At 40.0% G+C, this 24190-nt stretch carries 22 protein-coding genes; 20 read left to right on the top strand and 2 right to left on the bottom strand.

Translation table 11 applies throughout. The features are described from left to right. Nucleotides 1-12: 12 nt before the first annotated feature. From LREU_RS05800 to tnpA, 14 genes are all read left to right on the top strand, one after another. On the top strand, nt 13-1758 hold the full coding sequence (locus tag LREU_RS05800; RefSeq protein ID WP_011953492.1) for a phage tail protein: 1746 nt from the start codon (nt 13-15) through the stop codon (nt 1756-1758). After that, nucleotides 1706-5785, top strand: a complete 4080-nt coding sequence (locus LREU_RS05795; protein ID WP_003666940.1) for a hypothetical protein — start codon at nt 1706-1708, stop codon at nt 5783-5785. The genes LREU_RS05800 and LREU_RS05795 overlap by 53 nt, the downstream gene beginning before the upstream one ends. Further along, the gene (locus LREU_RS05790) at nt 5778-6020 is read left to right on the top strand and encodes a hypothetical protein (RefSeq protein WP_003666941.1); all 243 of its coding nucleotides are present in this window, start codon (nt 5778-5780) and stop codon (nt 6018-6020) included. Before LREU_RS05795 ends, LREU_RS05790 begins: the two co-directional genes overlap by 8 nt. Nucleotides 6021-6062: 42 nt before the next feature. After that, nucleotides 6063-6332 (top strand): hypothetical protein, encoded by a 270-nt coding sequence (locus LREU_RS05785; RefSeq protein WP_003666942.1) that lies wholly within the window; start codon nt 6063-6065, stop codon nt 6330-6332. Nucleotides 6333-6344: 12 nt separating this feature from the next. Further along, nucleotides 6345-7490 (top strand): SGNH/GDSL hydrolase family protein, encoded by a 1146-nt coding sequence (locus LREU_RS05780; RefSeq protein WP_003666943.1) that lies wholly within the window; start codon nt 6345-6347, stop codon nt 7488-7490. Between the two features lie 2 nt (nt 7491-7492). Beyond that, a complete protein-coding gene (locus LREU_RS05775; protein WP_011953452.1) occupies nt 7493-8602 on the top strand; it encodes a BppU family phage baseplate upper protein in 1110 nt (369 codons plus the stop codon). Between the two features lie 11 nt (nt 8603-8613). Next, nucleotides 8614-9018, top strand: a complete 405-nt coding sequence (locus tag LREU_RS05770; protein WP_003666945.1) for a hypothetical protein — start codon at nt 8614-8616, stop codon at nt 9016-9018. Further along, nucleotides 9011-9130, top strand: a complete 120-nt coding sequence (locus LREU_RS10245) for an XkdX family protein (protein ID WP_003666947.1) — start codon at nt 9011-9013, stop codon at nt 9128-9130. Before LREU_RS05770 ends, LREU_RS10245 begins: the two co-directional genes overlap by 8 nt. Nucleotides 9131-9273: 143 nt before the next feature. After that, nucleotides 9274-9720, top strand: coding sequence for a hypothetical protein (locus LREU_RS05765; protein WP_011953491.1), 447 nt, complete (start codon nt 9274-9276; stop codon nt 9718-9720). A gap of 38 nt (nt 9721-9758) precedes the next feature. Beyond that, nucleotides 9759-10847: a hypothetical protein gene (locus tag LREU_RS05760; protein WP_003666949.1), complete on the top strand. Its 1089-nt coding sequence runs from the start codon at nt 9759-9761 to the stop codon at nt 10845-10847. A gap of 14 nt (nt 10848-10861) precedes the next feature. Beyond that, nucleotides 10862-11188 carry a hypothetical protein gene (locus tag LREU_RS05755; RefSeq protein ID WP_003666951.1) on the top strand — a complete coding sequence of 109 codons (327 nt, stop codon included), beginning with the start codon at nt 10862-10864 and terminating at the stop codon, nt 11186-11188. Then, entirely contained in the window at nt 11185-11556 is a 372-nt protein-coding gene (locus LREU_RS05750) for a hypothetical protein (protein WP_003666952.1), read from the top strand. Before LREU_RS05755 ends, LREU_RS05750 begins: the two co-directional genes overlap by 4 nt. After that, nucleotides 11546-12745 carry a peptidoglycan recognition protein family protein gene (locus tag LREU_RS05745; protein ID WP_003666953.1) on the top strand — a complete coding sequence of 400 codons (1200 nt, stop codon included), beginning with the start codon at nt 11546-11548 and terminating at the stop codon, nt 12743-12745. Before LREU_RS05750 ends, LREU_RS05745 begins: the two co-directional genes overlap by 11 nt. A 1236-nt stretch (nt 12746-13981) precedes the next feature. Continuing rightward, the gene (gene tnpA, locus LREU_RS05740; protein WP_003664118.1) at nt 13982-14440 is read left to right on the top strand and encodes an IS200/IS605 family transposase; all 459 of its coding nucleotides are present in this window, start codon (nt 13982-13984) and stop codon (nt 14438-14440) included. A gap of 462 nt (nt 14441-14902) precedes the next feature. Here tnpA and LREU_RS05735 read toward each other — a convergent pair whose 3' ends face one another. Further along, entirely contained in the window at nt 14903-15127 is a 225-nt protein-coding gene (locus tag LREU_RS05735; RefSeq protein WP_003666984.1) for a hypothetical protein, read from the bottom strand. A gap of 149 nt (nt 15128-15276) precedes the next feature. On the opposite strand from LREU_RS05735, the gene LREU_RS05730 reads away from it, so the two are divergent. The 3 genes from LREU_RS05730 to ltrA all read left to right on the top strand — a co-directional run bounded on the left by LREU_RS05730 (nt 15277) and on the right by ltrA (nt 18317). Next, nucleotides 15277-15609: a MazG-like family protein gene (locus LREU_RS05730; RefSeq protein ID WP_003666985.1), complete on the top strand. Its 333-nt coding sequence runs from the start codon at nt 15277-15279 to the stop codon at nt 15607-15609. Nucleotides 15610-15611: 2 nt separating this feature from the next. Beyond that, nucleotides 15612-16439: an exodeoxyribonuclease III gene (locus LREU_RS05725; protein WP_003666986.1), complete on the top strand. Its 828-nt coding sequence runs from the start codon at nt 15612-15614 to the stop codon at nt 16437-16439. Nucleotides 16440-16934: 495 nt separating this feature from the next. After that, nucleotides 16935-18317, top strand: a complete 1383-nt coding sequence (gene ltrA / locus LREU_RS05720; protein ID WP_003666987.1) for a group II intron reverse transcriptase/maturase — start codon at nt 16935-16937, stop codon at nt 18315-18317. An 83-nt stretch (nt 18318-18400) separates the two neighbouring features. Here ltrA and LREU_RS05715 read toward each other — a convergent pair whose 3' ends face one another. Continuing rightward, nucleotides 18401-18880: a hypothetical protein gene (locus LREU_RS05715; protein ID WP_011953489.1), complete on the bottom strand. Its 480-nt coding sequence runs from the start codon at nt 18878-18880 to the stop codon at nt 18401-18403. 168 nt (nt 18881-19048) lie between these two features. Here LREU_RS05715 and LREU_RS05710 point away from each other — a divergent pair, with 168 nt between their 5' ends. The 3 genes from LREU_RS05710 (at nt 19049) to LREU_RS05700 (ending at nt 24179) form a co-directional block, all read left to right on the top strand. Continuing rightward, nucleotides 19049-20068 carry a LacI family DNA-binding transcriptional regulator gene (locus LREU_RS05710; RefSeq protein WP_011953488.1) on the top strand — a complete coding sequence of 340 codons (1020 nt, stop codon included), beginning with the start codon at nt 19049-19051 and terminating at the stop codon, nt 20066-20068. Between the two features lie 160 nt (nt 20069-20228). Next, nucleotides 20229-22151 carry a sugar MFS transporter gene (locus tag LREU_RS05705; RefSeq protein WP_003666989.1) on the top strand — a complete coding sequence of 641 codons (1923 nt, stop codon included), beginning with the start codon at nt 20229-20231 and terminating at the stop codon, nt 22149-22151. 9 nt (nt 22152-22160) lie between these two features. Further along, nucleotides 22161-24179 (top strand): beta-galactosidase, encoded by a 2019-nt coding sequence (locus LREU_RS05700; RefSeq protein ID WP_003666991.1) that lies wholly within the window; start codon nt 22161-22163, stop codon nt 24177-24179. Nucleotides 24180-24190 lie beyond the last annotated feature (11 nt).

Below are 24190 nucleotides of genomic sequence, written 5' to 3'. Positions count from 1 at the left end.
TTGGTGATGCTTATGAATGGCGATAAGTTAATCATTGAAGATATTCATGGTAAGCGTGCAGCACTAAAAGCGGTATTGTTCGATCAAGTAGAGTGGACTTACGCGGTTAATGGTGACTATACCCTTACCTTTACTGCTTATGATGACGGATCAGAAGCATACAGTATGCTAACTAATCAGTCTTGGGTATATGATCATGGTGAGATTTTTGTTATTAAACAGGTAAGTGATGCGCCTAGTCAAGGGTCTTCGGCAATTCAAGTTACTTGTTCTCAAATCTATACTGAATTATCTCGATCAAAGAGTGTTGATGGTAATACCGATTGGGGCGATATAGGTCACAAAGCATCACCTGATAGCAATGCTCCTAATCAAACAAATCAAGATAATAAAGATGATGAAAATACTAGTTTAACGCCAATCGGACCCGAGCAAATAATGAAGTACTACATTGGTGATGCCAACAATACAAATGGTAATAACTGGCTAAATTTCACTTGGGAAATCAAAGGTCAATTTGATCCCCAACCTGTAGCACTTGATGCCGTTTCTCTTAAAACAGGAATTTCTAAAATAACTGAAACCTGGACTGACGCAGTAATTTTCCCGATGGCCAAACATATTACCGTTTATTCGCATGATGAGTTCTATAAAGATCGTGGCCATCGTCTAGACTACTTGAATAATGTTTCTGACATTCAAATTGACATTGATTCTAATTCAATTATTAATGAAGCACGATGTGTAGGAGCCACTTATACACAACAAGATACATCGACTACGGATACAGGATTACCTAACGGAACAATTACAAGTGGTAAAGGTGCACAAGCAGTTATCAATGATGCAAAAAAGTATTTAGGCGTTCCTTATGTATATGGTGGAGCTGGTGGAACCCGTGGCGGAAATCCATGGTCGGGAATGGACTGTTCATCTTTTGTAAGTCAAGTTTATCAAGACTTTGGAATTAGAGTTCCTGCTCAAACTATTGCAATGGAACCTAGTTTTCACCAAGTATCAACACCACAAACAGGGGATGTTGGGTTTTATGGTCCCCATGGTGGTACCCATCATATTTGTTTAATGCTAGACGCAAATACAATGATTTATGAACCTGAACCTGGAGAAAGCTGCAAGATTGAACCTGTTAGCTACTACCCACCTTCATGGTACGCGAGAAACGACCAAATGGCAGCAGTTGTCTCACAAGGTGCATCTGATGAGGATGACGGAACTGATGCAACCACAACTACTGAAACAGATACAACTCAGTACTATTTCCAGCCATTTATTGTAAAGGACCAGGAAAGCATTGATCGTTGGGGATTATTCTTTGCTCCTGATGATATTACTAATGATTCCATTCAAGATAAAGATCAGATGAGAGATTATGCACTGAAACAATTTCATCCTAACCCAGATATGTCTATTACTTGCACGATGATGAATAATGAACGACCTATCCCTGGCGATATTGTTCATTTTGAAATCAAACAACGAAACTATAAGTCTAAGTTACCAATTGTTGGTTTTACTTGGTATTCGCATAGAAGATCATCAAATAATACTACAATTACTTTGAATAGTGTTGAAAAATCTATTCTTGATTATGAACAATCATTCAATAATGCTGCTAATCGTCCTACACAGATAATCAATCCAGGATGGTCAAAGCAGACTTGGACGAGACAGGAGGTGAGAACATTTGGAGAAAACATTGAAAAGCCAAATACCGATCAAGATACTAACAACAGCTAATAGTAATGACCTTAATAAAAGTTCAGTTGTATTAATCAGGGCCAATCAGATTGATACTGAAAAGTTGGTTGGATTGGCGGAAAAAGCTAATGCTAAAATTCATGCTCTAGTTAATTACTCAGGAGCAAGTGACGTATTAAATCTTTTACAAAATCTATCTAATCAAGGATTTGTAGAAGGAAGCTATGTATTTATAAACATTGAAGATGTAGGTAACATTAACGAAATTCAAAGTATCTATTCTAACTTACGTCAAGGTGGCTACTATGTTGGACTGGTTAACACTGTTAAGGGATTTGCTAGCTTAGATAAAGATGATGTAAAAAATATTAGCTTTTACAAAATGATTGATCAGGATGGCGATAATTCAATAACAGTTGGGGATACTGACGGTTATATTAATGGACTAAATATTGATCTAACTGAGAAACTAAATAAGCAACCAATTACCCGTAAAGAGCGGAATACCTACACCAATGTTGACGTAAATACTGATAGCAAAGGTTGGGTTGGCATTGGTCAAGATACAGTTCTTGGCGGTGGTAAAGGTTTTGGTTATTCCACAATGGGAAATGACTTTAATACAGTTATTTCGCCTAAAGGAATTATCTTTCGTCGGCCAGATGCAGAACGAATGTGGGAATTACTAAAACCGAAACAGCAAGCTGAGGTCAGCGAGCTGTTAGACCATACCGTTGCAGATGAAATAAAAAATCAATTACCAGGACTTGAAAAAGCTCGACAACAAGCCGATAAGGCTGTGAAATTTGCTGAGTCCGCTATTGCTGCAAGTAAGGTCAATAGTGATGCGATCGTTGCACAGAGTTCAGCGGTGGTTGAAGCAAAGTCCGCAATGGATAGTGCTACGGCGGAAATTCAGCAATTGAAAGCTAATGCGGCTAGTGATGTTGCGCAAATCGAATCAACTATTGCTGAGGTACAGGCTGGTGTCAATCAAGCAAAATCCGCCAATGAATCCGCCGTTCAAGCAGTTCAAGCCGAACTTAAATCGACAAGTGACTCGATGGATAAAGTCGAAAAGCAATTAAATGAGGTTGGAACTGACCTTGACACTTATGCTAAAAGTGCTGCTGAACAAGGCCATGACATCACTCTGATTAAGCAGAAACAAGGACAGTTTGAGGCTGATTTTGCTTCTGCACAGGGAAATGTCAATCAGATTCAAGCTGATATCAAAGGCTTACGCCAGAACATCAAGGACAATCAAGGTAACATTGCCTCATTGTTAACCTCTGCTGATAAGTTACAAGCGTCAATGACAGATGCAGAGAAAAACATATCTAATCTGCTGTTAACTGCCAGCAAGTATGAGCAAACGTTCAAGGATCAGGATGGACGTTTAAGCAAGGTAGAGCAGACTGCTGCTGAACATACGAGTGAATTGACTGACGAAAAGGGTAATATTGATAAGGTCACGCAGAAAGCAGACAATCTGCAATTATTACTTAGCGATGCACAAAAGAATATCCAAAACATTCAGCTTGACGCTAAGGGGTTGCATGACACTTTAACTGGTCAAGATAATCAATTGGCTAGTCTTAATGTGACACTTAACAACTTAGATAGTAAGTATTCTGGTATTACAGGCGACTTAAAATCTAAGCAAACAGCGTTAAGCACTGAACAACAGCAAACTAAGGATATGCTGCTAAATAAAGCCGATAAGTCCGAAGTTGATAGTGTTAAAGGAACTGTTAACCAAGTCAGCGCCGAACAAAAGACAATGGCTGATCAAATCAGCCAAAAAGTTTCATCCGCTGAATATCAGACATTGAGGGATAAAGTTAATGGAATGAAGATTGGTACTCGTAATCTTCTCCACCATTCAGACACATTTGACGGATGGAATAAAGGCTATTCAGTTACTGTTACATCGGACAAATATCTTGATGGTAGAATTGCTATTCTTGGAGGCGCTGGTGTAGACGGCGGACAACTTACTACTTTTTTAGATGGTCCATATAACGATGATCTAGTAACATGGGTAGTTTATGCCAAAGCAGATAATGCTGGAGATAAAATGCATACTGAATTATGGGGCGGTGGAGGTTATACAGATCAAAGTCTCACTACCGAATGGCAAGCTTATAAATTTTCTGGTCATAGAAATATTAATCACCCTGACTTTTATTTATGGGGCTGCGTTGGTAACAAGGGAAATATTTATGTAGCTTTACCCTTTGCTGTTGTTGGAAATTATATTGGTACATGGTTAGCTAATCCCGATGATACCATTACTGCAATTAGCAAAAACACAACTGCCATTGATGAAAACAGTAAGCTCATCAGTCTTATGGCAAAGCAAACTGATGTTGATAATATCAAGGGCACAGCTCAACAAATTAGTTCTCGTTTAGATGTCATGGCGGACCAAATAAAGTCAAAAGTAACTAGTACAGATGTGAATAACATTGTTGATGGAAAAGGCTATGCTACAACTAGTACAGTACAATCACTGATCACTCAGACAGCGGGTACGATCAATGAGAGCATCACGAACCTCGATGCGAAGTACAACGCCACTGTGACACAGGTACAATCACTCACCGCTTCAATTGACGGACTGCAATCGAATGTGACGAACTTCAAGAACGACACCTCATCACAGATTACGCAACTGTCGAACGTGATCCAGTCAAAGGTTAGTGCCAGCGACTTCAACGCTTTGAAAGACGAGGCGACGTGGAAGAGTACTGACAGCATTGACCTCAACACCGCCGTGTTACAGCAGAAGATTTTCGTCAAAGGCGGATCTAATCTGCCACCGGGTGACTATTGGTGGTACGTGCAGGTTGAACCCGGCTATGACAGTCGAATCGTCCAGTACGCCGTGTCTGACCGGGACAACATTCATTACAGCCGCCAGTACGACGGAAGTAAATGGTCCGCATGGTCGCAGGGTGCAACCGAGAGTGAGATCACCCAGCTTCGTGACGACATCAACCTGCGGGTCAAGAGCGGTGACCTGCTCAGTCAGATTAATTTAACGGCTGGTAATACGTTAATTCAGTCAAATAAGCTATACCTTGATGCTTCGTCAGTCGTATTTTCCGGTCGTGCTTTTATTCCGAGTGCGGCAATTGCTAGTTTGAGTGCCGATAAGATTAATACTGGAACACTTAATACCGACAAGATATCGTTGAGTAACGGACATGTAAGATTATCATCTGATGATGACCATTTTTATGTTCAGACAGAAGAGAATGCGGTTAATAACCCTACAACTCGATTTAATTTTGATGGTATAGACTTCATGGATAGCTCATATGGTAAAGAAGTTCCTCAATATAGCATTGGGTATGATACTTCTAGTGCCGATCGTCATTTATATATCAATGCTTTTGACCACTTTAACTCGGGTGGGACAACAGCTAGCCAACTATGGTATTCAATGGTACCCGCTATTAGTCTGAATAATCAGGAAATTAACTTTGCTGCTAAAGGTAATATGCATATGCAAGTAGTTGATGGCGGAGTAAATATTAAGCCAACGTTATTTTTCCAAAATAATACTAATAATGGAACTTATACTGGCTTTACCCGTCTTGATAATTCTAATACTGTTGAATTTAATACCGGTGATAACAACGGCGAGAACTTCCATGTTAATTCTGGTGCTCGCTTCATGAAGTATGTTTACTTCAACGATTATTGCCGAGCACAAGGATGGCTCACTTATTCGACCCTATCAAAGAAGACGAATATCAAAAAGCTTGATACTAGTCTAGCGCTAGATAAGATCCGTCAAGATGATCAATACCTTTATGAGTATAAGCGGAATGTAGCTAAGGGTGTCTACGACCCACAAGCTAGTTTCATTATTGATGATGTTAACGATGTATCGCATTACTCGGTCCCAAGAGAATTCATCGACCAAACCGGAAAATATCGTGAGCCGAGTGTTGAATTATCATACCTCATCGCCGCATTCCAAGAAATTGATAAACAAGTGCAAACACAAAAAGAAGAAATTAAAGAATTAAAGGAGAAATTACAACATGAATAACAATGATTTATTAGTACAAACCGCCCGAGAATTAGCAGCACGTCTTTCTAATGCCGAAATCGATCGAGCAAGTTTCAAAGCACAAGCAGTTGAACTATCAAATGAAAATGACCAATTAAGGAAACAAATTGAAGACTTGAAAACCAAGTTGTCTAAGGAAGACGACAAGAAAACAGATAGTCAAACACAAACTACTGAACCGGAAACAAAACAAGACCCACAAGCTAATAAGTAAGCTGTGGGCCTTTTTAGTACAAAAATTTAGGAGGAAAATACCATGAATGAAACACAATTAAGCTCATTTAACTACCAATTTGATACTAATACTGGCAAGTGTCTTTATGCGCAAGTTGGTTTGCATAATGAAAGTGCTGATAGTACTGAATTTGTCAATGCTTCAATTCGGGTTAAACCAGATGATTTACCAGAAAGCAAGGACTTTATGCAATTATCAATGAAGGACTTAATTACCATTGCTAAGCAGAAGCTCGCCGCTGATACAGCTATCAAAAAGGAAAACCAAAATACTGAACCGAACAATCAATAACGAGGTGGTAACATGACCAAACTAGTTGCGTTTGGCGATTCAATTTTTGCTGGTTGGGACGGAAAAGAAAATGTTTCAGCCAATCAACGGATCCCTGAATTGATTGGTCAACACTTAGGCTGGCAGGTAGCCAATGTAGCGATTGGCGGAACTAAGTATGACAATAGTTCAAATGGCTTTACGGCGATGGTCAATAAGACTGACGTATCAGGGTTCGACTATGCGCTAGTAAGTTATGGAGTTAATAACTTCAGCTGGCCCGAAGCCTTAGCAACTGTTAAGCAGAATGCGGTTAATGGGTTTGAGGCGTTAAAGCGTAAGAACCCTAACATTAAAATCTTGTTGGAATTGCCGACTGAGGACTTTCGACAAGGAAGCAAGACCCTTTATGATGTCAACAATGCTTTCTGGAACCAGAATCAGTTAGACGACATGTTAATTGACGTTGCCAAACAAGAAGGGCTTGAATATTACGACTGGCGCCCAGATCCATTAATTACCTACGAAAATGCTAATCAAACACTGGGTGACGGTAATACAGGAGTACACCCAACGAAAGCAACGATGCGAGCTATTGCTCAACGGCTAGCAGAGAAGTTTAAGCAAATGGCAGGTGGAACAGTTCAACCGAGTCCACCACCACATATTGACCCTCCTCACGATAATCCACCTAAAACTGATAAGCCAGAAAATAAGCCTCAACCACCAGTTGTTAAAACAGTTGATGAGTTGAGGCTTGACCGTTTAGCAGATTTATTTGGGATTGGTACCAATGTGAGTAACGGGATTAACCGGACGCTCAACAAGATTAATGAACTTTATAGCCAAATGCACAACCTTATGGGAACGGATAGTAAGCAGGTTCAGGCAACGTTAATCGCTCCCGACAATGCGCTTACTCGTCCGCTTCGCAACTATGTATTATTAAGTTTCTTCAACTTAGAGCGAGAAGTTAACGAGCTGATTAGCTTATGTAATAGCAACTGGTTATGTGACCCTGAAACGGGTGCTAAAACTAGCCTATTGCGATTGCTACGTGTTGACAGTTTGGCGACTGATGCTCATTACAAAGATACCGTTAATTACAACTGGTATCTGATTGAAAACAAATTAAACACGTTAATTGGTTATATTAATAAGATATTGAAAGGAGAATGATAATGGCTGATTTAATTGAAGCTAAAGACCGCAATAATCGGATTATCCTTGATACCACAGTTTCAGCCGATACTACGGTTAAAATGCCAGCAATGAATGGTCATCAAGGCGATAACGGGCGAGTTGTGCCATTTGTTATTGTACAAGGTCCTAATCACCTGCCAATGAATATGCAAGGCAAGTCGATTGACCTTGTGGGTGTTGACCATGATGGGCGGTTAAAAATTTCTGGTGCCACTTACAAAGTAATTGATCCATCTGTTGGTACGCTTGACTTTACAATTCCGGGAGCGTTCTATCAAGCACTTGGTGATTATCAGCAAGCCTATTTCCGTATTAAGGACAGTAACAATCAAGTTATTTCAACGATTAATGTTGCCTTTACTACGCTAGCTGGTGCTGACTATATGACCTATGGAGATTCTAAAATATTCAATGGATATGTAAGTCAAAGCATGGCTGGAGTTGAACAAGAAGTTGCTAACTGGGTTAATCAGCTTAAAGCAATGCTTTCAGGAACAGAGGGAGCAGCAGATGTTGCCCGTTCAGCAGTTCAAGCATTATTAGCTGCAATCTCGGCTAACCAAGTGGCAACTTTTGGTGGGAACAATAATTTTACTGGTGAGAACAAGTTCCACGGAGTTACTGAGATTGACAACTTGCAAGGACCAGCTCGCCAAGCGCTATTCAACTATACTGATAACAAGTTCAATGGTTTAACTAGCCAGCTTAATTCGATTACTGGACGGTTAGCTAATGTATTGAGAACCGATTCCGCTTGGACTCGTGATTATACCTTAGGTGGTTGTCTGTCACGTGCTAACAACGGAAATGACTTTGCTCTCTCTAAGTTCCATATTATGCAGAATGTGAACCTAATTCTAGGACGTGGTGATGTTAAGGTCGACAATGACCAAGACTTTAATGAATCACAAATCTATCTTCCATGGACCGTTGATAACGCTGATGTGGCAATTGCACAGATGTATCACTTTGAAGGGTATGCTTTACCACGTCTTGATATTGATAGTAAGAAGCTCAATATCAGTCTTAAAGGCAAGCGCCACGAAATTGAACGACTTAGTCTTGTAATTATTGCATTTGACAGATAGGGGTGAGCAATATGGCAACAATCTATGTATATAACAAGAATAACCTCTTTGTGGGACGTAAAGACAACATTAACTTAGAAGCATATGAATTGGCGGATAATGAATCCATCAATAAGCCGCAAACAGTTTATGAATATGACGATAGCTATCACCTAACTGGTTTAGCCAAGATTAAGCCCGGAACAGTGATTGCCAATGCAACGCCTACTGTACCACCAGATGGATTGAATGAGCCTACTTATGATCCAGCAAATAATACCTGGCATGGCATTAGTAATGATGAATACCGAAAGCTATACAACGTTCCAGCAAGTGAACCAGACGGATCAGCTAAATTAATCAATGCTTTAACACAACAAGTCTTCCAATTGACGCAAAAAGTCAATCAGTTAGAAAAGAGTGATAAAAATGATTGAGATAATCAAAATGCTAGCTCAACAGTATGCTGATATTCGCTGGGCAGTTAAAGACGGGGCAATTACAAAGGAACAATATAAAGAATTTACTGGCAAAAAGTATGCAGAGTAATTGTATAATTAATTCATCAATTAAAAGGTGGATTAATTATGTGGAACGTAATTGGAACAGGTCTGGTAGCAGGTCTTATTGCATCTATGACGAATATTTTAATTGCACATTTAAGCAATAGAACGCAAAGGGAGACTACAAAAATGTTAAATCTCGAAAAGACAAATGAAGTTACATTAGAGTGGAACAATGAAACTCGTGATCTTATTAGCAAGTTTGTCAAAGCGTGTTTTCAGACTCATCAAGTCTACAATGCAACCGATGGTTTAGTAGGGCGTTTCAGTGAAGCAATAAAGTCAAACAGCAATGATCGAGTTTTTGACAACATAACTGAGGATGCAAAAGCAGCGATTAAAAAAGCAAATCAGACTTCGAGCGAGTTATATGCACTGCAAGCCCAAATACGAATGCACTTATATGATGATCATGATTATCTAGTAACAGACATTAATAATCAGATTGAGAAAGTTATTGAAAACCTGGAATCGAATAGATCTCTGCCAGCAAAAGAGATTGATGATCTTGTTGATTTGTCACGAGAATATTTTTCCATTCAATGGGAAAGAATAAAGAAGGAGAACGTCCGATAGGGCGTTTTTATTTTGCACAAAATAGAAAGGAGAAACATATGCGCACACTAACAATTGCTGATAATTGGAAAGATTGGAAGTTCGGTGATACGGATGCAGTAATGACTTTTACTGCGCTTGATGATGATAAAGTACCTGATTTTAGTAATCGGACATTAACGTTCAAGATTGCTAGTACCTTAAACAATGACTTAGAACACCCTAAGGACTTCGCTGCTACGGCTACCGGGTATATTCAAGATAAGAATGTCATTCTTAAAACAGAAGACGTTAAACAATTAACCCCTGGCAACTATATTGTTGAATTGTGGGCGATGAGCAACGACACGCAGAAAGATGCTGTCTATCCCTCAAAAGGATTTGCTCAATTTACGATTGAAGAAAACTCAATGAAGGTATCAGATGTAACTAACATTCCATCAATGACAATTAATGCCTTTTGGAATGCGGTTATGCAAAAAGTGGGAACTTTGACTAAAGGTGCCAAGGGTGATCCTGGAAAGACCCCGAAGATTGTGATTGGCTCGGTAACCAAGCTGTCACCAGACGCTCAACCATCAGCTACTTTAGTACCATTACAAAGCGATCCTAATACCTATACTTTGAATTTGCAACTACCACAAGGCGTTCAAGGCGAGCAAGGACTCCAAGGTATTCCCGGTGTTGGTAGCAAGGGGCTTGATGGTAACAATGGATTAACGCCAACAATTGACCCTAAGACTAAACACTGGATGATTGGTGGCACCGATACAGGTGTGATTGCTGAGGGACAAGCGGGGAAAGACGCAGACCCTAGTAAGTATGTTACGATTGCGTCCTTTAATCAGTTGCGCCAACAAGCGCAAGACAACGCAACTGCATTAGATGCGTTGCAAAAGTCGGCAGTAAATAAAGACTTGCAAACGCAGGTTGCTAACTTAACATCACAAGTAACTGATTTAACATCACAAGTTAAAGCTTTACAAGAAGCTAAGCCGGATACGCCGGCTTCATCAGCTGATTCGCCATCTACTCCAGCAAGCTCATCAACTACGACACCAGATAGTACACCAGCATCATCGGCCCCAGCTACTAATGCAAGTTCAGCAAGTACCTCTGAGACGTCGGCAAGTAGCGCCGCTCAATAGTTGGAGGTGAGTAAATGCACTGGGTAACAGTTCGCTATTTTCTGGGGTATTCGTTAGAGGATTGGGTGGCAATTCTAACAATCATCGGCTTTATTATTGCTGGCTTCCGTTGGCTGGGCAAACGCTCAAAGACGGCAATTGATAATATCGAACAAAATATTCTCGGCCCAATTTATGATGAACTAAGTAAGTTGAATCGAAATATGGAGGTTTCTAATCGTCAATATGCTAAAGCCAATGAACGATTGGAGCAAGGAGATAAGAAATTTATTCGTCATGATGAGCAATTAAAGGATCATGAACGAAGAATTACAAATTTGGAAAGAGGGAATTATAAATGAAACTCAAAACAGTAATTAAAAAGAAGTTCCTTAATCCAGACGGCACAATTAACAAAACAGTTGTAGCGTCTTTTATTACGCTGTTAATTGTGCTCATTCAACAAGTCATGATGGCTTTTGGCTTTACATATGGTCACTGGGATCAAGTAGCGGCGATTATCAACACGCTTTTAACCATTCTTGGTTTATGCGGTTTTGTGGAAGGCAACGGCGAAGTCACCACCAGTACTGTTGAAACTGGAGTTGATGGTGTAAAGACAACTATTTCTAACAGTTCCATTAAGTTGAACACAGACAAGACTATCTTTAGTGGTAAGAGTTTTATTCCTAATCAATCTAACAAGGAGGATAATCCTAATGAAAAATAAATCATTCAAGAAAGTTAAGAACTTGGCACTAGCAACAATGGCTAGTGCTTTTTTATTAGGTTCAGCAAGTGTTGCTTCTGCTAATACCGGTTGGCAAAAGCAGAATGGCACCTATACTTATTACGAGAGCAACGGGAAAGTGCAAAAGGGTCGTTCCTATCGGCAACTTCCTAAGGCTAATCCTGGAACAAGCTGGTATTTAACCCAAGATGGTAAGATGCTAACTGGAGTTCAACAATGGCAAGGTTCTTATTGGTTCTTTAATCAAGATGGAACCCTCCATACTAAGCGTGACTATGTGCAATCCCAGTGGGGTGATTGGTACATGATTGGTGATAATGGTCAGGTTCTTTCTGGAGTTCAACAATGGATGGGAAACTATTATTACTTTGAACCCGGCACTTATCTAAAAGCCAATAAGCAGGAGTACGTAAAGTCACAATGGGGTGACTGGTACATGGTTGGCAAAGATGGCCGTCTAATGAGCGGACTTGTTAACTGGCAAGAGAACAAGTATTACTTTGACCCATCAACCTATCTCAAAGTAACGAATACTAATGTAACGGTTAATGGCGTTACCTACCATGCGGACCAGAATGGGATTCTTTCAGAAGTACAGAATACTGGTTTCACTCCATCACAAATCAACCACACCTATGACCTAGCTGATTGGCAAGGTAGTAGCCAAACTGCAATCAACGATTACATCATCATGCACGATGTAGGTGCTGAGTCTGGTGCGGCTGCTAACGCTAACTACCTTCACAATAATTGGGAATCAGCTTATACCCAATTTGTTGTCGGCGACGGTGGTCAAGTCTTTGAGGTTGGTGAACCGGGTTATGTTTCTTGGGGTGCTTTGAACGCTAACCCTTATAGTCCAGTACAAATTGAGCTTGGTCGGACTTATAATCGTGATCAATTCATTAAGGACTACACTGCTTACATCAATGTTGCTCGGTACTATGCTAAGCAATATGGCATTCCGCTAACTCTTGATGCTGGTGGTGCAGGAACTCCTGGTGTTAAGACCCACAACTGGGTAACTGAAAATATTGGTGGATCACATGTTGATCCATATGGTTACCTTGCAAGTTGGGGTATTGGTTATAATCAATTTGCTTCTGATATTGCCAACGGGGTAAATGCTTCTCAACTTAATTCAGTTGTTTACTCGCAACGACAATAATATTCAAGCCCTAGTGGTAGTTAGAGAAATTGTAATTATCACTAGGGCTTTTTGACGTATAATAAAAACAGCGATGACAAATAAAATGTCGCCGCTGAAATAACTATTTGCCTAGCCACAAGGGCTAGACACGCAACCATGCAAATAGTTGCTTAATAGTCTTTTTGATTAGCTTTTTTATGTGCTTATTAGGCACAATCAATATTACTATGCCAGTGTGCAAAATGGTTTCAGTTGATTACTTAAACCGTACCGGTAAGCAGGATGCCTTAATCGGCATCCTTTTTTGTTTTAAATTTAATATAGAATTAGCGCGAAAATTATATTGGAGTTATAATGAAAATAAATATAAACGCGTAAAATAAAACGACACCTCATTAAGAGATGCCGTTAATTATCTGGTAGGTAGTTGGTAGTTTTTTTGTGAGTAGTTTATGAATACTTCATGACTAATTAATGAGTTTCTACCTATTTAAATTAACTAATTGAATAGTCTGTGAATACTTCATGAATAGCAGATGAAACAGCTTAGCAAATCCGTGAACGTACTGGTAAGGCTACTCGTATCGCTGAACGTCGTCGCGACAACTAGTAGTGCGGAACCCTTGTGTATCAAGGGTTTTTTTTGTTTTAAAATTTATTTGTAGAGAAAAGCTTTGAACTGCAATTGCTGCTCAGTTTTTAAGTATAATAAAAACAGCGATAGCAAATAAACGCCACCGCTGAAATAACATCTCGCCCACCTCCTTTTGGAATTAAATGGAGTTTAACCAAGTAGTTCCTCGATTAGGCGTTTGAGAGCCTTTTTGATTGCAACCTTTACAAAGTGTAACAGTTGCTTAACGAGCCCGTTCGGCACGATCAGAATGAGAAGTACAAACTTCATAGGGGAATTCACCCCTTTTGCGTGTAAGTTTGGGTCGTTACTCCCGACACGCAATAGTATTGTACCATAATTTATTTATGTTATAATATATATATCAGATGAGAAGTACCGGCATGCAAAGTGGATTCAGTTCGTTACTTAATCCGTACCGGTAAACAGGATGCCTTAATCGGCATCCTTTTTTGTTAATGTCTTTAGACCTAGTTGAGTGCGCGAGCAGAGCGAGTGCACGAAACAAAAAACCACCTGCTATGCGGGTGGGCGATAAAAATTATATAAAAAAGGCCTCTTTTGCCTTAAGATGTAGGTGTTCAAGCCAAAGTCAATAAGGGAAAAGAGGTTATATAAATATGGCTAATAAATTAAATAGCTTAGCCCATACGAAGTGGTTATGTAAGTATCACATCGTATTCATACCAAAGTATAGACGTAAAGCGATCTTCAATCAATACCGAAGAGACCTGAGAGATTATATTCGTTTGTTGTGCAAATATAAGGGAGTAGAAATAATTGAAGGTCATATGATGCCAGATCATGTGCACTTGTTAGTAAGTATTCCGCCGAAACTAAGTGTCTCGCAGTTTATGGGATACTTAAAAGGGAAAAGTGCATTAATGATGTTTGATCGACATGCAAACTTAAAATACAAATATGGGAACCGACATTTTTGGGCTGAAGGCTACTATGTGAGTACAGTTGGATTAAATGAATCCACGATAAAGAAGTATATCCGAGATCAAGAGAAACATGATATAGCAATGGATAAGCTAACAAGTGTGGAATATTCGGACCCTTTTAAGGGTAAGTGAGGTAGTATAAACACCGCTTAAAGCGGTGGCAAAGTAGTCAGAGCATTTTGGCTTGAGCAAAGCGAAAGCCAGCGCCTTGAGACGCCGGCTTTTATTATCGGCTTATAGCCGATGTGCAAACCACCCGTTTGACGGGTGGTTATGATTTATCTCGCTAATATGCATCATAAAGTTATCTCAGTATGTATGGTTACTCACTATCGTCATGGTATTCACTGGAATTTTTTTATGTTAGAATTAAGCTTGTTCATCACTGATACTAAGTAGATGAATAAAGAGCGCCTTAAGCGTCCCAAGACCGGTATTGAAGGTGTCCAAATAGGGCACCTTTATTTTTGTTTTAAATTAAAAAACTCACCACAATCATGATTGCAGTGAGTAGTCAAAGTAAATTAATTTTAAAAAACATTTTTCATCAATTGGGATGGGAGATTTTGATAGGTAGTGAGTTCGGTGATTGATTTAGTTCTTTAAATCGAAAAAGTCTCCCATTTCCTTAAGGCTGCGATCTTCTTTTGAACGACCTTTATTAATAACGGCTGTTTGAATTTGGTGATAGAAAGTAAGCGCTTCTTCGTATGCTTCCTTGTAAACCCTTAATTTATCTTCAGTGGTAAGATCAGGTGAACTTTGCACGCAAGCTAAAGCAAACTTAGCAGGGTCGATTCGATACTTGGTTAAGTCCATTTGTTTCACTTCCTTTCCCTAGCAATAATTATAACAGCGGTGATTGATAAATACTGTTAAGAAGGCTTGCGTGAAATTTTCTTATTGCGTAGCTAGTTCTTTTATTTTATAGTTAAGACTAGAATTATCACTTGATGAGGTGACATGTGATGAATTACGAGGATCTGTTTCAAAAAATTGATGAGTGGGCGCATGAACGCGGGATTGACCACGCGGATCCACGTGTCGAATTTATGAAGATGGCAGAAGAGCTTGGCGAACTTTCTAGTGCGTATAATAAGGAAAATCAGACTAAGCTTATCGACAGCATCGGTGACTTACAGATTGCACTGCTAATCTTTTGTAAATTAGTGGGCGTTGACCATCAACAAGCGCTTACCGCAGCTTATCAAGAAATTGCAAAGCAAACGGGTAAGACAACTGCCGATGGGGTATTCATCAAAGAAAGCGACCTTAAATTAAGAAATAAAAAGGAGAAATAGCTGTGAAATTTATTTCGTGGAACATTGATTCAATTAATGCAGCACTAACTGGAACCTCTGTACGGGCAGGGGAAACGCGGGAAGTATTAAAAAAGATTGCAGTGATGAAGCCAGATGTCATTGCCATTCAAGAGACCAAGCTGTCAAAGAATGGGCCAACTAAGAAGCATTTGACGGTTTTACAAGAATTATTCCCCAATTATGAAGTGGCATGGCGAAGTTCCGTTGAACCAGCACGGAAAGGGTATGCTGGGACCATGTACCTCTATTTAGCCCAATATGAGCCGAAAGTAACTTATCCTAAAATTAATGCGCCAGAACCAATGGATGATGAAGGAAGAATCATTACCCTTGAATTTCCGGACTTTTATGTTACAGAAGTATATACGCCAAATTCCGGCAATGGGCTTAAAAGGTTAGATGAGCGGCAAACGTGGGATGATTGTTACCGGGACTACCTGCATGAACTTGACCAACAAAAACCGGTAATTGCTAGTGGTGATTTTAATGTGGCTCATGAAGAGATTGATTTAGCTCATCCAGCAACCAACCATCATTCAGCCGGCTTTACCGATGAAGAACGTACGCATTTCTCAAAACTATTAGCTGCTGGCTTTACTGATAGTTTCCGGCACCTTCACCCCGACGAAAAGGGAGTTTATTCCTGGTGGGCACAACGGGTAATTACTAGTAAACAAAATAACTCTGGCTGGCGGATTGATTACTGGTTAGTCAGTGACCGGCTCGCTGATAAGATTACAGAAGCGGGGATGATCGATAGTGGAGAACGCCGCGATCATACGCCAATTATTCTAGAAATCGATCTTTAAATGAAAATAAGAGATTTGGAACACCAACTTTGTCCCAAATCTCTTATTTTGTGTGCGCCCGGCATGGGTATTAGCTAGGCGGTGAGAGTCCGCTATGGGCCGTAGTAGTCGGAACCATGAGCTGAGGACAAGGGTGTCCACTGTGAGGTGGAATCTGAAGGAAGTCTAAGGCAAAGTACTGCACCGATGAACAAGAAGTAGCTATAAGGCTGGAACTAACTGGATAAGACTGCATGACAAGTTAAAGTCCAACACTACTCGAAGTTACTTTCAGTAAAGCTACCGGTGACATGGTACGAAAGTTAATATCCTTACCCGGGGAGATCTGGCCTACACGTTTCCGACAAGAGGAATAAGTTTAATTTCCACAGAAACAAGCGGTGCAGTGATGTAGCGTTGAGTAAGCCAGAAGTCAGCCGAGGTCATAGTAGTCTGAGTAATCAGATGAAGGACTGAACGACAATAACTTGTAACTTATATCGGAGGTGTAATCAGGTGCGACAATCGCAGAAAACAGAACAACAAGCTGACCGCTTGTCGAGGATAGGTTTGGAAAACCGAAAGTACACAAGGGCGCGTAGTACCGATTATGGTGAAGGTAAAGGTATGAGTGTCACTATCCAAGACTTAGTCTTGGACCGCAATAACCTTAATCAGGCTTATTTGCGAGTTAAGAGAAATAAAGGGGCAGCAGGCATTGACGATATGACAGTCAATGACCTTCTGCCATATCTCAGAGAAAATAAGACGGAATTGATTGCTAGTTTGCGTGAGGGCAAGTATAAACCAGCACCAGTCAAACGGGTAGAAATTCCGAAGCCTAATGGTGGAGTAAGAAAACTCGGAATACCAACAGTGGTGGACCGAATGGTTCAACAAGCTGTGGCCCAAATTCTTACACCTATCTTTGAGCGTGTTTTCTCTGATAATAGTTTTGGCTTCCGCCCTCACCGTGGGGCTCACGACGCTATTGCAAAAGTAGTAGATCTTTATAATCAAGGTTATCGAAGAGTTGTCGACTTAGACCTAAAAGCCTATTTTGATAATGTTAATCATGACTTGATGATTAAGTATCTTCAACAATATATTGATGACCCATGGACACTAAGGCTCATTCGTAAGTTTCTAACTAGCGGAGTCTTAGACCATGGGCTTTTCGCTAAGAGTGAAAAAGGAACCCCACAAGGAGGGCCATTGTCACCAATACTGGCGAATATCTATCTAAATGAGTTGGATAAAGAGTTGACTAGACGTGGTCACCACTTTGTGCGCTATGCGGATGATTGTAACATTTATGTTAAAAGTCAACGAGCCGGAGAACGAGTAATGCGAAGCATTACCCAGTTTCTTGAAAAGCGATTGAAAGTTAAAGTGAACCCAGATAAAACCAAAGTCGGTAGCCCGCTACGGTTAAAGTTTCTTGGCTTTTCGTTGGGTGTAGACCACAATGGAGCCTACGCCCGTCCAGCAAAACAATCGCAACAACGAGTAAAGAAAGCATTGAGGTTATTAACTAAACGTAATCGTGGAATATCTCTGACAAGAATGTTTGAAGAAATTCAGCGAAAAATGCGTGGATGGCTTCAGTACTACTCAATTGGGAAACTAACTGACTTTATTCAACGCCTTGACAAGTGGTTGAGGGCCCGAATAAGACAGTATATCTGGAAGCAATGGAAGAAGCTTAAAACTAAGGTAACTAACTTACAGAAGCTGGGGCTGTCCCAGCGTGATGCATACGTCTTCGCTAGTACCCGCAAGGGCTACTGGCGAACTGCACACAGTAAGACCTTGAGCTATTCTCTAACAAATAGAAAACTGGAACAACTCGGACTTATGAATATGTCCAAGACGCTCCAGTCAATTCAAAGTGATTAAGTTGTCGAACCGCCGTATACGGAACCGTACGTACGGTGGTGTGAGAGGTCGATAATTGAACTAATCAATTATCTCCTACTCGATTATTTATTCCAAATAATATGATGGTTATCATTCTTGGCAGTGTGGCCAATTACTTTTCCATTCAAGTAAACAGTAGTTGGGCAGCCCTTTTGAATATCTTTTTCAGATAACTTCTTAAGGTCGTTGTCTGCTAATGTGCCATACACACCATTTTGCAAATCTTGAATCAAAAGTGAACGCCGGGCTTTAGATAATTGATAGATATCATTATTAACATCAATTTTAATCTTGTTGTCCCGCGAATAGGTAATATCCTTGATTGAAGAAAAGCCTTTGAATGTTTTGTCATTCTGTTCATATTGTTGACAATTGCCTAAATAATCAGCAATATAACGATTAGCTAAATCATTTTTTTCCTTTGTCATCTCAGCAGCATAGGCAACACTGGTTGATTGAAAAAAGGTAGTGCTAAGTCCAGTACTAGTTCCAACAGTAATACCGGCAAGAGCGAGTACAAGGCCCTTAGAAACTTTATTCATAATGTAAATCTCCTCATCAATAAATCTCGTCCTCTTAATTATGATCATTTTAAGGGAAATAAACAAGGGAAAATAATTAAGAATAAGATTAGTAGATTGAATTATCCTTCCTATCTTCAAACTAGTGTATAATATTTACTAAACCCATTACTAAAAGAGGTGAAAATGATGGCGACAATTAAAGAAATTGCGGAAAAATCAGGATATTCACCAGCAACGGTTTCGCGCCTTTTGAATAATGACCAAAATTTATCGATCAGTCCAAGCACCCGCAATAAGATCATGACGGTGGCTAACGAGCTTGGCTATTGGAACAACCACAAGAAAAACTCTCAGCAGCAACCAATCCGTCCTAATCTTGCTCTATTGTATCGGGTAAGTGGTAAAGAACAACTGCAAGATGAATATTTTACGTTTTTGCGAAATGCAATTATTAAAGAAGTCGATGAAGCTGGGGCGCAAGTTGAAATCTTTAGTAATATCAAAGATTTAATTGCGGCGGCTGATTCGTTCCAAGGATTTATTGGCGTGGGGGCGGACCGGGTAACGCAAGACCAGCTTATCGAACTTCATCAATACTTACCGCATGGCGTTTTTGTTGATATAAATCCGATGCCGCAATTATTTGATTCTGTCCAGCCTAACCTTGAATTAACGATTCAGGATGCTCTTCATCGTCTTACCAAAGCAGGCTATGAACGAATCGGTTTCATTGGCGGAAAAGGCCTTAATCTCAATAACATCCAACAAGCTGATGCCCGTGAAATCGCCTTTCGTGAATTTACAGGGATGCAAGGGATAAAAGAAGCGCCATTATATGTGGATGGCCCATTTAATGTAAAAAACGGTTATCAACTTGGTAAACGGGTTCTTGAACAAAGCGGTGATAATTTACCGGAAGCATTTATTATTGCCTCTGATACGCTAAGTGTTGGTGTTCTCCAGGCTTTTAATGAAGCAGGGGTAATTGTGCCACGTGATACTGTCGTGATTAGCATCAATAACAGTGACGTTGCTAAGTATGTTTCACCGCCGTTAACGTCCTACAATATCAACCAAGAGACGCTTAGCCGGATGGCAATTAACCTTCTCCAAGATTTAATAACTCATCCCCAGCGCCCGCACGTTCATCTGACAGTAAATACCAATATTGTTTTTCGTAAAAGCTTTCCTAAAGAAAATAAGTAGCTAATCAGTATTCGTATCAGCGATTCACGGATTAGCTATTTTTTTATATCCTTTCATAGTAACGGATTTACTTTTTAAATAAATATTTACTAAAATTACCTAAAGAATTATAATATATTTGTAAGCGATTACAGAATGTTGTAGTTTGGAGGTTGTAAATATGACACATAGCCATAAGCTAACGGGAAAGCAGCTTATTTCTCGCGCTTCGTTTTGCTTTGGTAACCTCGGGCACTCCGCATTTTATGGGGTAATGAGTACTTACTTTATTATCTTTGTCACAAGCGGAATGTTTGCAGGACTAAGTAAAACGGTTGCTAATAAACTAATTGGGTTGATTACTGGTTTGATTGTTTCTGTCCGGATTTTGGAATTATTAATTGATCCGCTATTAGGAAATATTGTTGATAATACGAAGACCCGGTGGGGAAAATTTAAGCCATGGATTTTAATGGGAAATATCGTTAGCGCGATTTTGCTGTTAATCCTGTTTACCGGAATCTTTGGTTTAGCAAAATATAACTGGGTTCTTTTTGCCATTTTATTTGTTATTATTTTCGTTACGTTTGATATTTTCTACTCATTTTCTGACGTTTCGTATTGGGGAATGGTGCCCGCTTTAAGCGAAGATTCTGAAGAGCGGGGCGTTTATACCGCTCTTGGTGCCTTTGCGGGAACACTTGGCTGGAATGGATTAACGATTATCGTGGTCCCGATTGTAACGACTTTTACTTATTTAGCTACAGGTCATCATCGGCAGGGGCCAGCTGGTTGGTTTGCCTTTGCTGCCATCATTTCGGCATTGGCTGTTATCTGTGCCTTGGTTGTTTGTGTTGGGACGAAAGAAAATTACAATGTGATCCGTAAGTCTGCCCAGGATAAGACAACCATTCGGGAAGTTTTTTCAGCAATTTTTCACAATGACCAAATCTTATGGCCAAGTTTGGCATATTTACTTTATTCATGTGCCTATGTTGTAACTAATGGTGTCCTTTTCTACCTTTACAAGTTTGTTATTGGTAAACCTGGTGAATTCTGGATTGTTGGGGTCATCGCTACGATTATCGGTTTCTGTACTAGTCCCCTTTATCCTATTTTGAATAAATTTATTCCACGGAAATGGTTATTCATTGGTGGCCAAGTCTGCATGAGTTTAGCATATTTAATCTTTATTTTTGCCCGCTCTAATGTTTTAATGATGGACTTTGGATTGGTCTTGTTTAACATTAATTTTGCCCAATTGGTAACAGTTTTAACATTAACGGATGCAATTGAATATGGCCAATTAAAGTCTGGTCAACGAAATGAGGCGGTTGTCCTTGCTGTGCGACCAATGATTGATAAATTAACAGGGGCGATCTCAAATGGACTTGTCGGTTATATCGCAATTGCGGCCGGAATGACGGGGAGCGCAACTGCTGCTGACATGACAGGTCATGATATTCGGACTTTTGATAGTATGGCCTTTTATATCCCGCTGGTATTAGCTGTTTTATCAATTTTTGTCTTCCTTTTTAAGGTGAAATTGAGTGAAGAAGTTCATGCGGAAGTAGTTGAAGAATTAAAGGATAAATTAGCACAAGGAGAACTGACAAGTGAAGCGTCGACATCATCGACTGGTCTTAAAGAAGAAACGATTTATGCCCCAACAGATGGAGAATTAGTCGCCATGAAAGAAGTTGTCGATCGTGATGGTCAACCGTTCCCCGGCAAGGGCTTTGCAATTAAGCCAACAAGTGATAAGTTGTACGCCCCATTTGACGGTAAGATTAATTTTACGTTTGGCACCCGGCATGCGTTTGGCATTACTTCTGACAAGGGGTTAGAAATGATTGTTCATATTGGCGTCGGGACCGTGAACATGCGTGGTGAAGGCTTCAATGCCCATTATAATGACGGTCAAATCGTTAAAAAGGGTCAGTTACTCTTTGATTTTGATCGTGAATTGATTAGACAAAGCGGGTACGAAGATTGGGTAATTACTTTCTTTGCGCAACCGCATAATATTAAAGCAACGGCTGGTTTTACTCCCGGTAAGCTTATTAAGCATGGCGATAAGGTAGTAACAGTAGAATTTAAATAGGGTGAGATAATGATGAAGAAAGAATTGCCGCGTTTCTTATATGGTGGCGACTATAATCCGGAACAGTGGCCAGAAGAAACGTGGGATGAAGATATTAAAGTATTTAAACAGGCAGATATAAATTCCGCCACGATCAATGTTTTTTCATGGGCTTTGCTTGAACCGCAGGAGGGAAAATACGATTTTACTAAGCTTGATAAGATTATCAAAGAATTAACAGTTGCTGATTTTGATATTGTCCTTGCAACTTCAACAGCCGCGATGCCCGCTTGGATGTTTAAGAAATACCCAGATGTTGCGCGGGTCGACTACCAAGGACGCCGCCATGTATTTGGTGCCCGGCATAACTTTTGCCCAAGCAGTAAAAACTATCGGCGCTTAGCGAAAAATCTTGTTGAACAGCTTGCTAAAAGGTATGGCGATAATCCGCATATTGTTGCTTGGCATGTTAATAATGAATATGGTGGCAATTGTTATTGTGAAGAATGCCAAACAGAATTTCAGCAATGGTTAAAGGCGCGCTATCAAACCTTGGATAATCTTAATCATGCATGGAATATGAATGTGTGGAGTCATACAATTCATGACTGGAATGAGATTGTTGTGCCTAATGAACTTGGTGATGCATGGGGTCCAGAAGGATCGGAAACAATTGTCGCCGGACTTTCAATTGATTATTTACGTTTTCAATCGGCCCAAATGCTTGATTTATTTAAGATGGAAAAGCAAATCATTGAAAAATATGACCCAACGACTTTAGTCACTACTAACTTTCATAGTCTGCCCAATAAAATGATTGATTATCAGCAGTGGGCTAGTGCGCAAGACATCATATCATATGATAGTTATCCGGCTTATGATGCGCCGATTTATCAACCAGCATTCTTATATGATTTGATGCGTTCCCTAAAACACCAACCGTTTATGCTGATGGAATCGACGCCATCACAAGTTAATTGGCAACCATATAGCCCATTAAAGCGTCCGGGACAGATGGCAGCCACTGAATTACAGGCAGTTGCACATGGTGCGGATACTGTTCAATTTTTCCAGTTGAAGCAGGCACTGGGCGGATCAGAAAAGTTTCATGGTGCCGTGATTAGTCACGCCAACCGGACTGATACCCGGGTATTTAAAGAAGTGGCGAAATTAGGTCATGATTTAAGAAAAGTGGGCCCGGTTATTAAAGATTCTCAGACTAAAGCGCGGGTGGCCCTTATCTTTGACTGGAGTAATTTCTGGTCTTTTGAGTATGTCGATGGTATTACCCAGGACCTAAAATATGTACCAATTATTCTTGATTATTATCGGCAATTTTATGAGCTGAATATTCCGACTGATGTAATTTCCGTTGACGATGATTTTAGACAGTATGATCTCGTAGTTGCTCCTGTCCTTTACATGGTTAAGGGTGGCTTAGGCAAGAAGATTACGGATTATGTTGCTAACGGTGGTAATTTTATTACTAGTTTTATGTCCGGAATGGTAAATGAATCCGACAATATTTATCCTGGTGGCTACCCTGGACCATTGAAAGATGTAATGGGACTGTGGGTTGAAGAAAGTGATGCAATCCTCCCTAATAAAGATGTCAAATTAACAATGACGACCGGGGATGAATTAACTGGATATTTGATAGCGGATTTAATTCGCCTTAATGGAGCTCATGTCCTGGCTGAATACGCTAGTGAATTTTATGCTGGGACTCCCGCGGTAACCGAGAATACCTATTCAAAAGGGAAAGCATGGTATGTTGGTAGTCGCCTTGACCATGCTAGTCTCCGTAAGATCATAATGCATATTGTTGATGATGTGCACCTTTCCGCGTTAGTTAAAGAACCAACAGAACTGGAGATAACAAAACGCCAAAATTCAGCAGGTCAGGATATTTACTTTGTCCTTAATATGGGAAAGGGTAAACAACCATTACCAGTAGAATTTCAAAAGGGTTATCGAGACCTTTTGACTGGCGATTCACCTGAAACGATGCTTGATTCGTGGGATGTTGAGATCTTGGTTCAAGAATAAAAAACAGATAA

The sequence above is a fragment of the Limosilactobacillus reuteri subsp. reuteri genome (assembly GCF_000016825.1).
Taxonomy (GTDB): Bacteria; Bacillota; Bacilli; order Lactobacillales; family Lactobacillaceae; genus Limosilactobacillus; species Limosilactobacillus reuteri.
The sequence above is the reverse complement of the archived record's forward strand: the minus strand, read 5'-3'. Positions and strand labels throughout refer to the sequence as shown.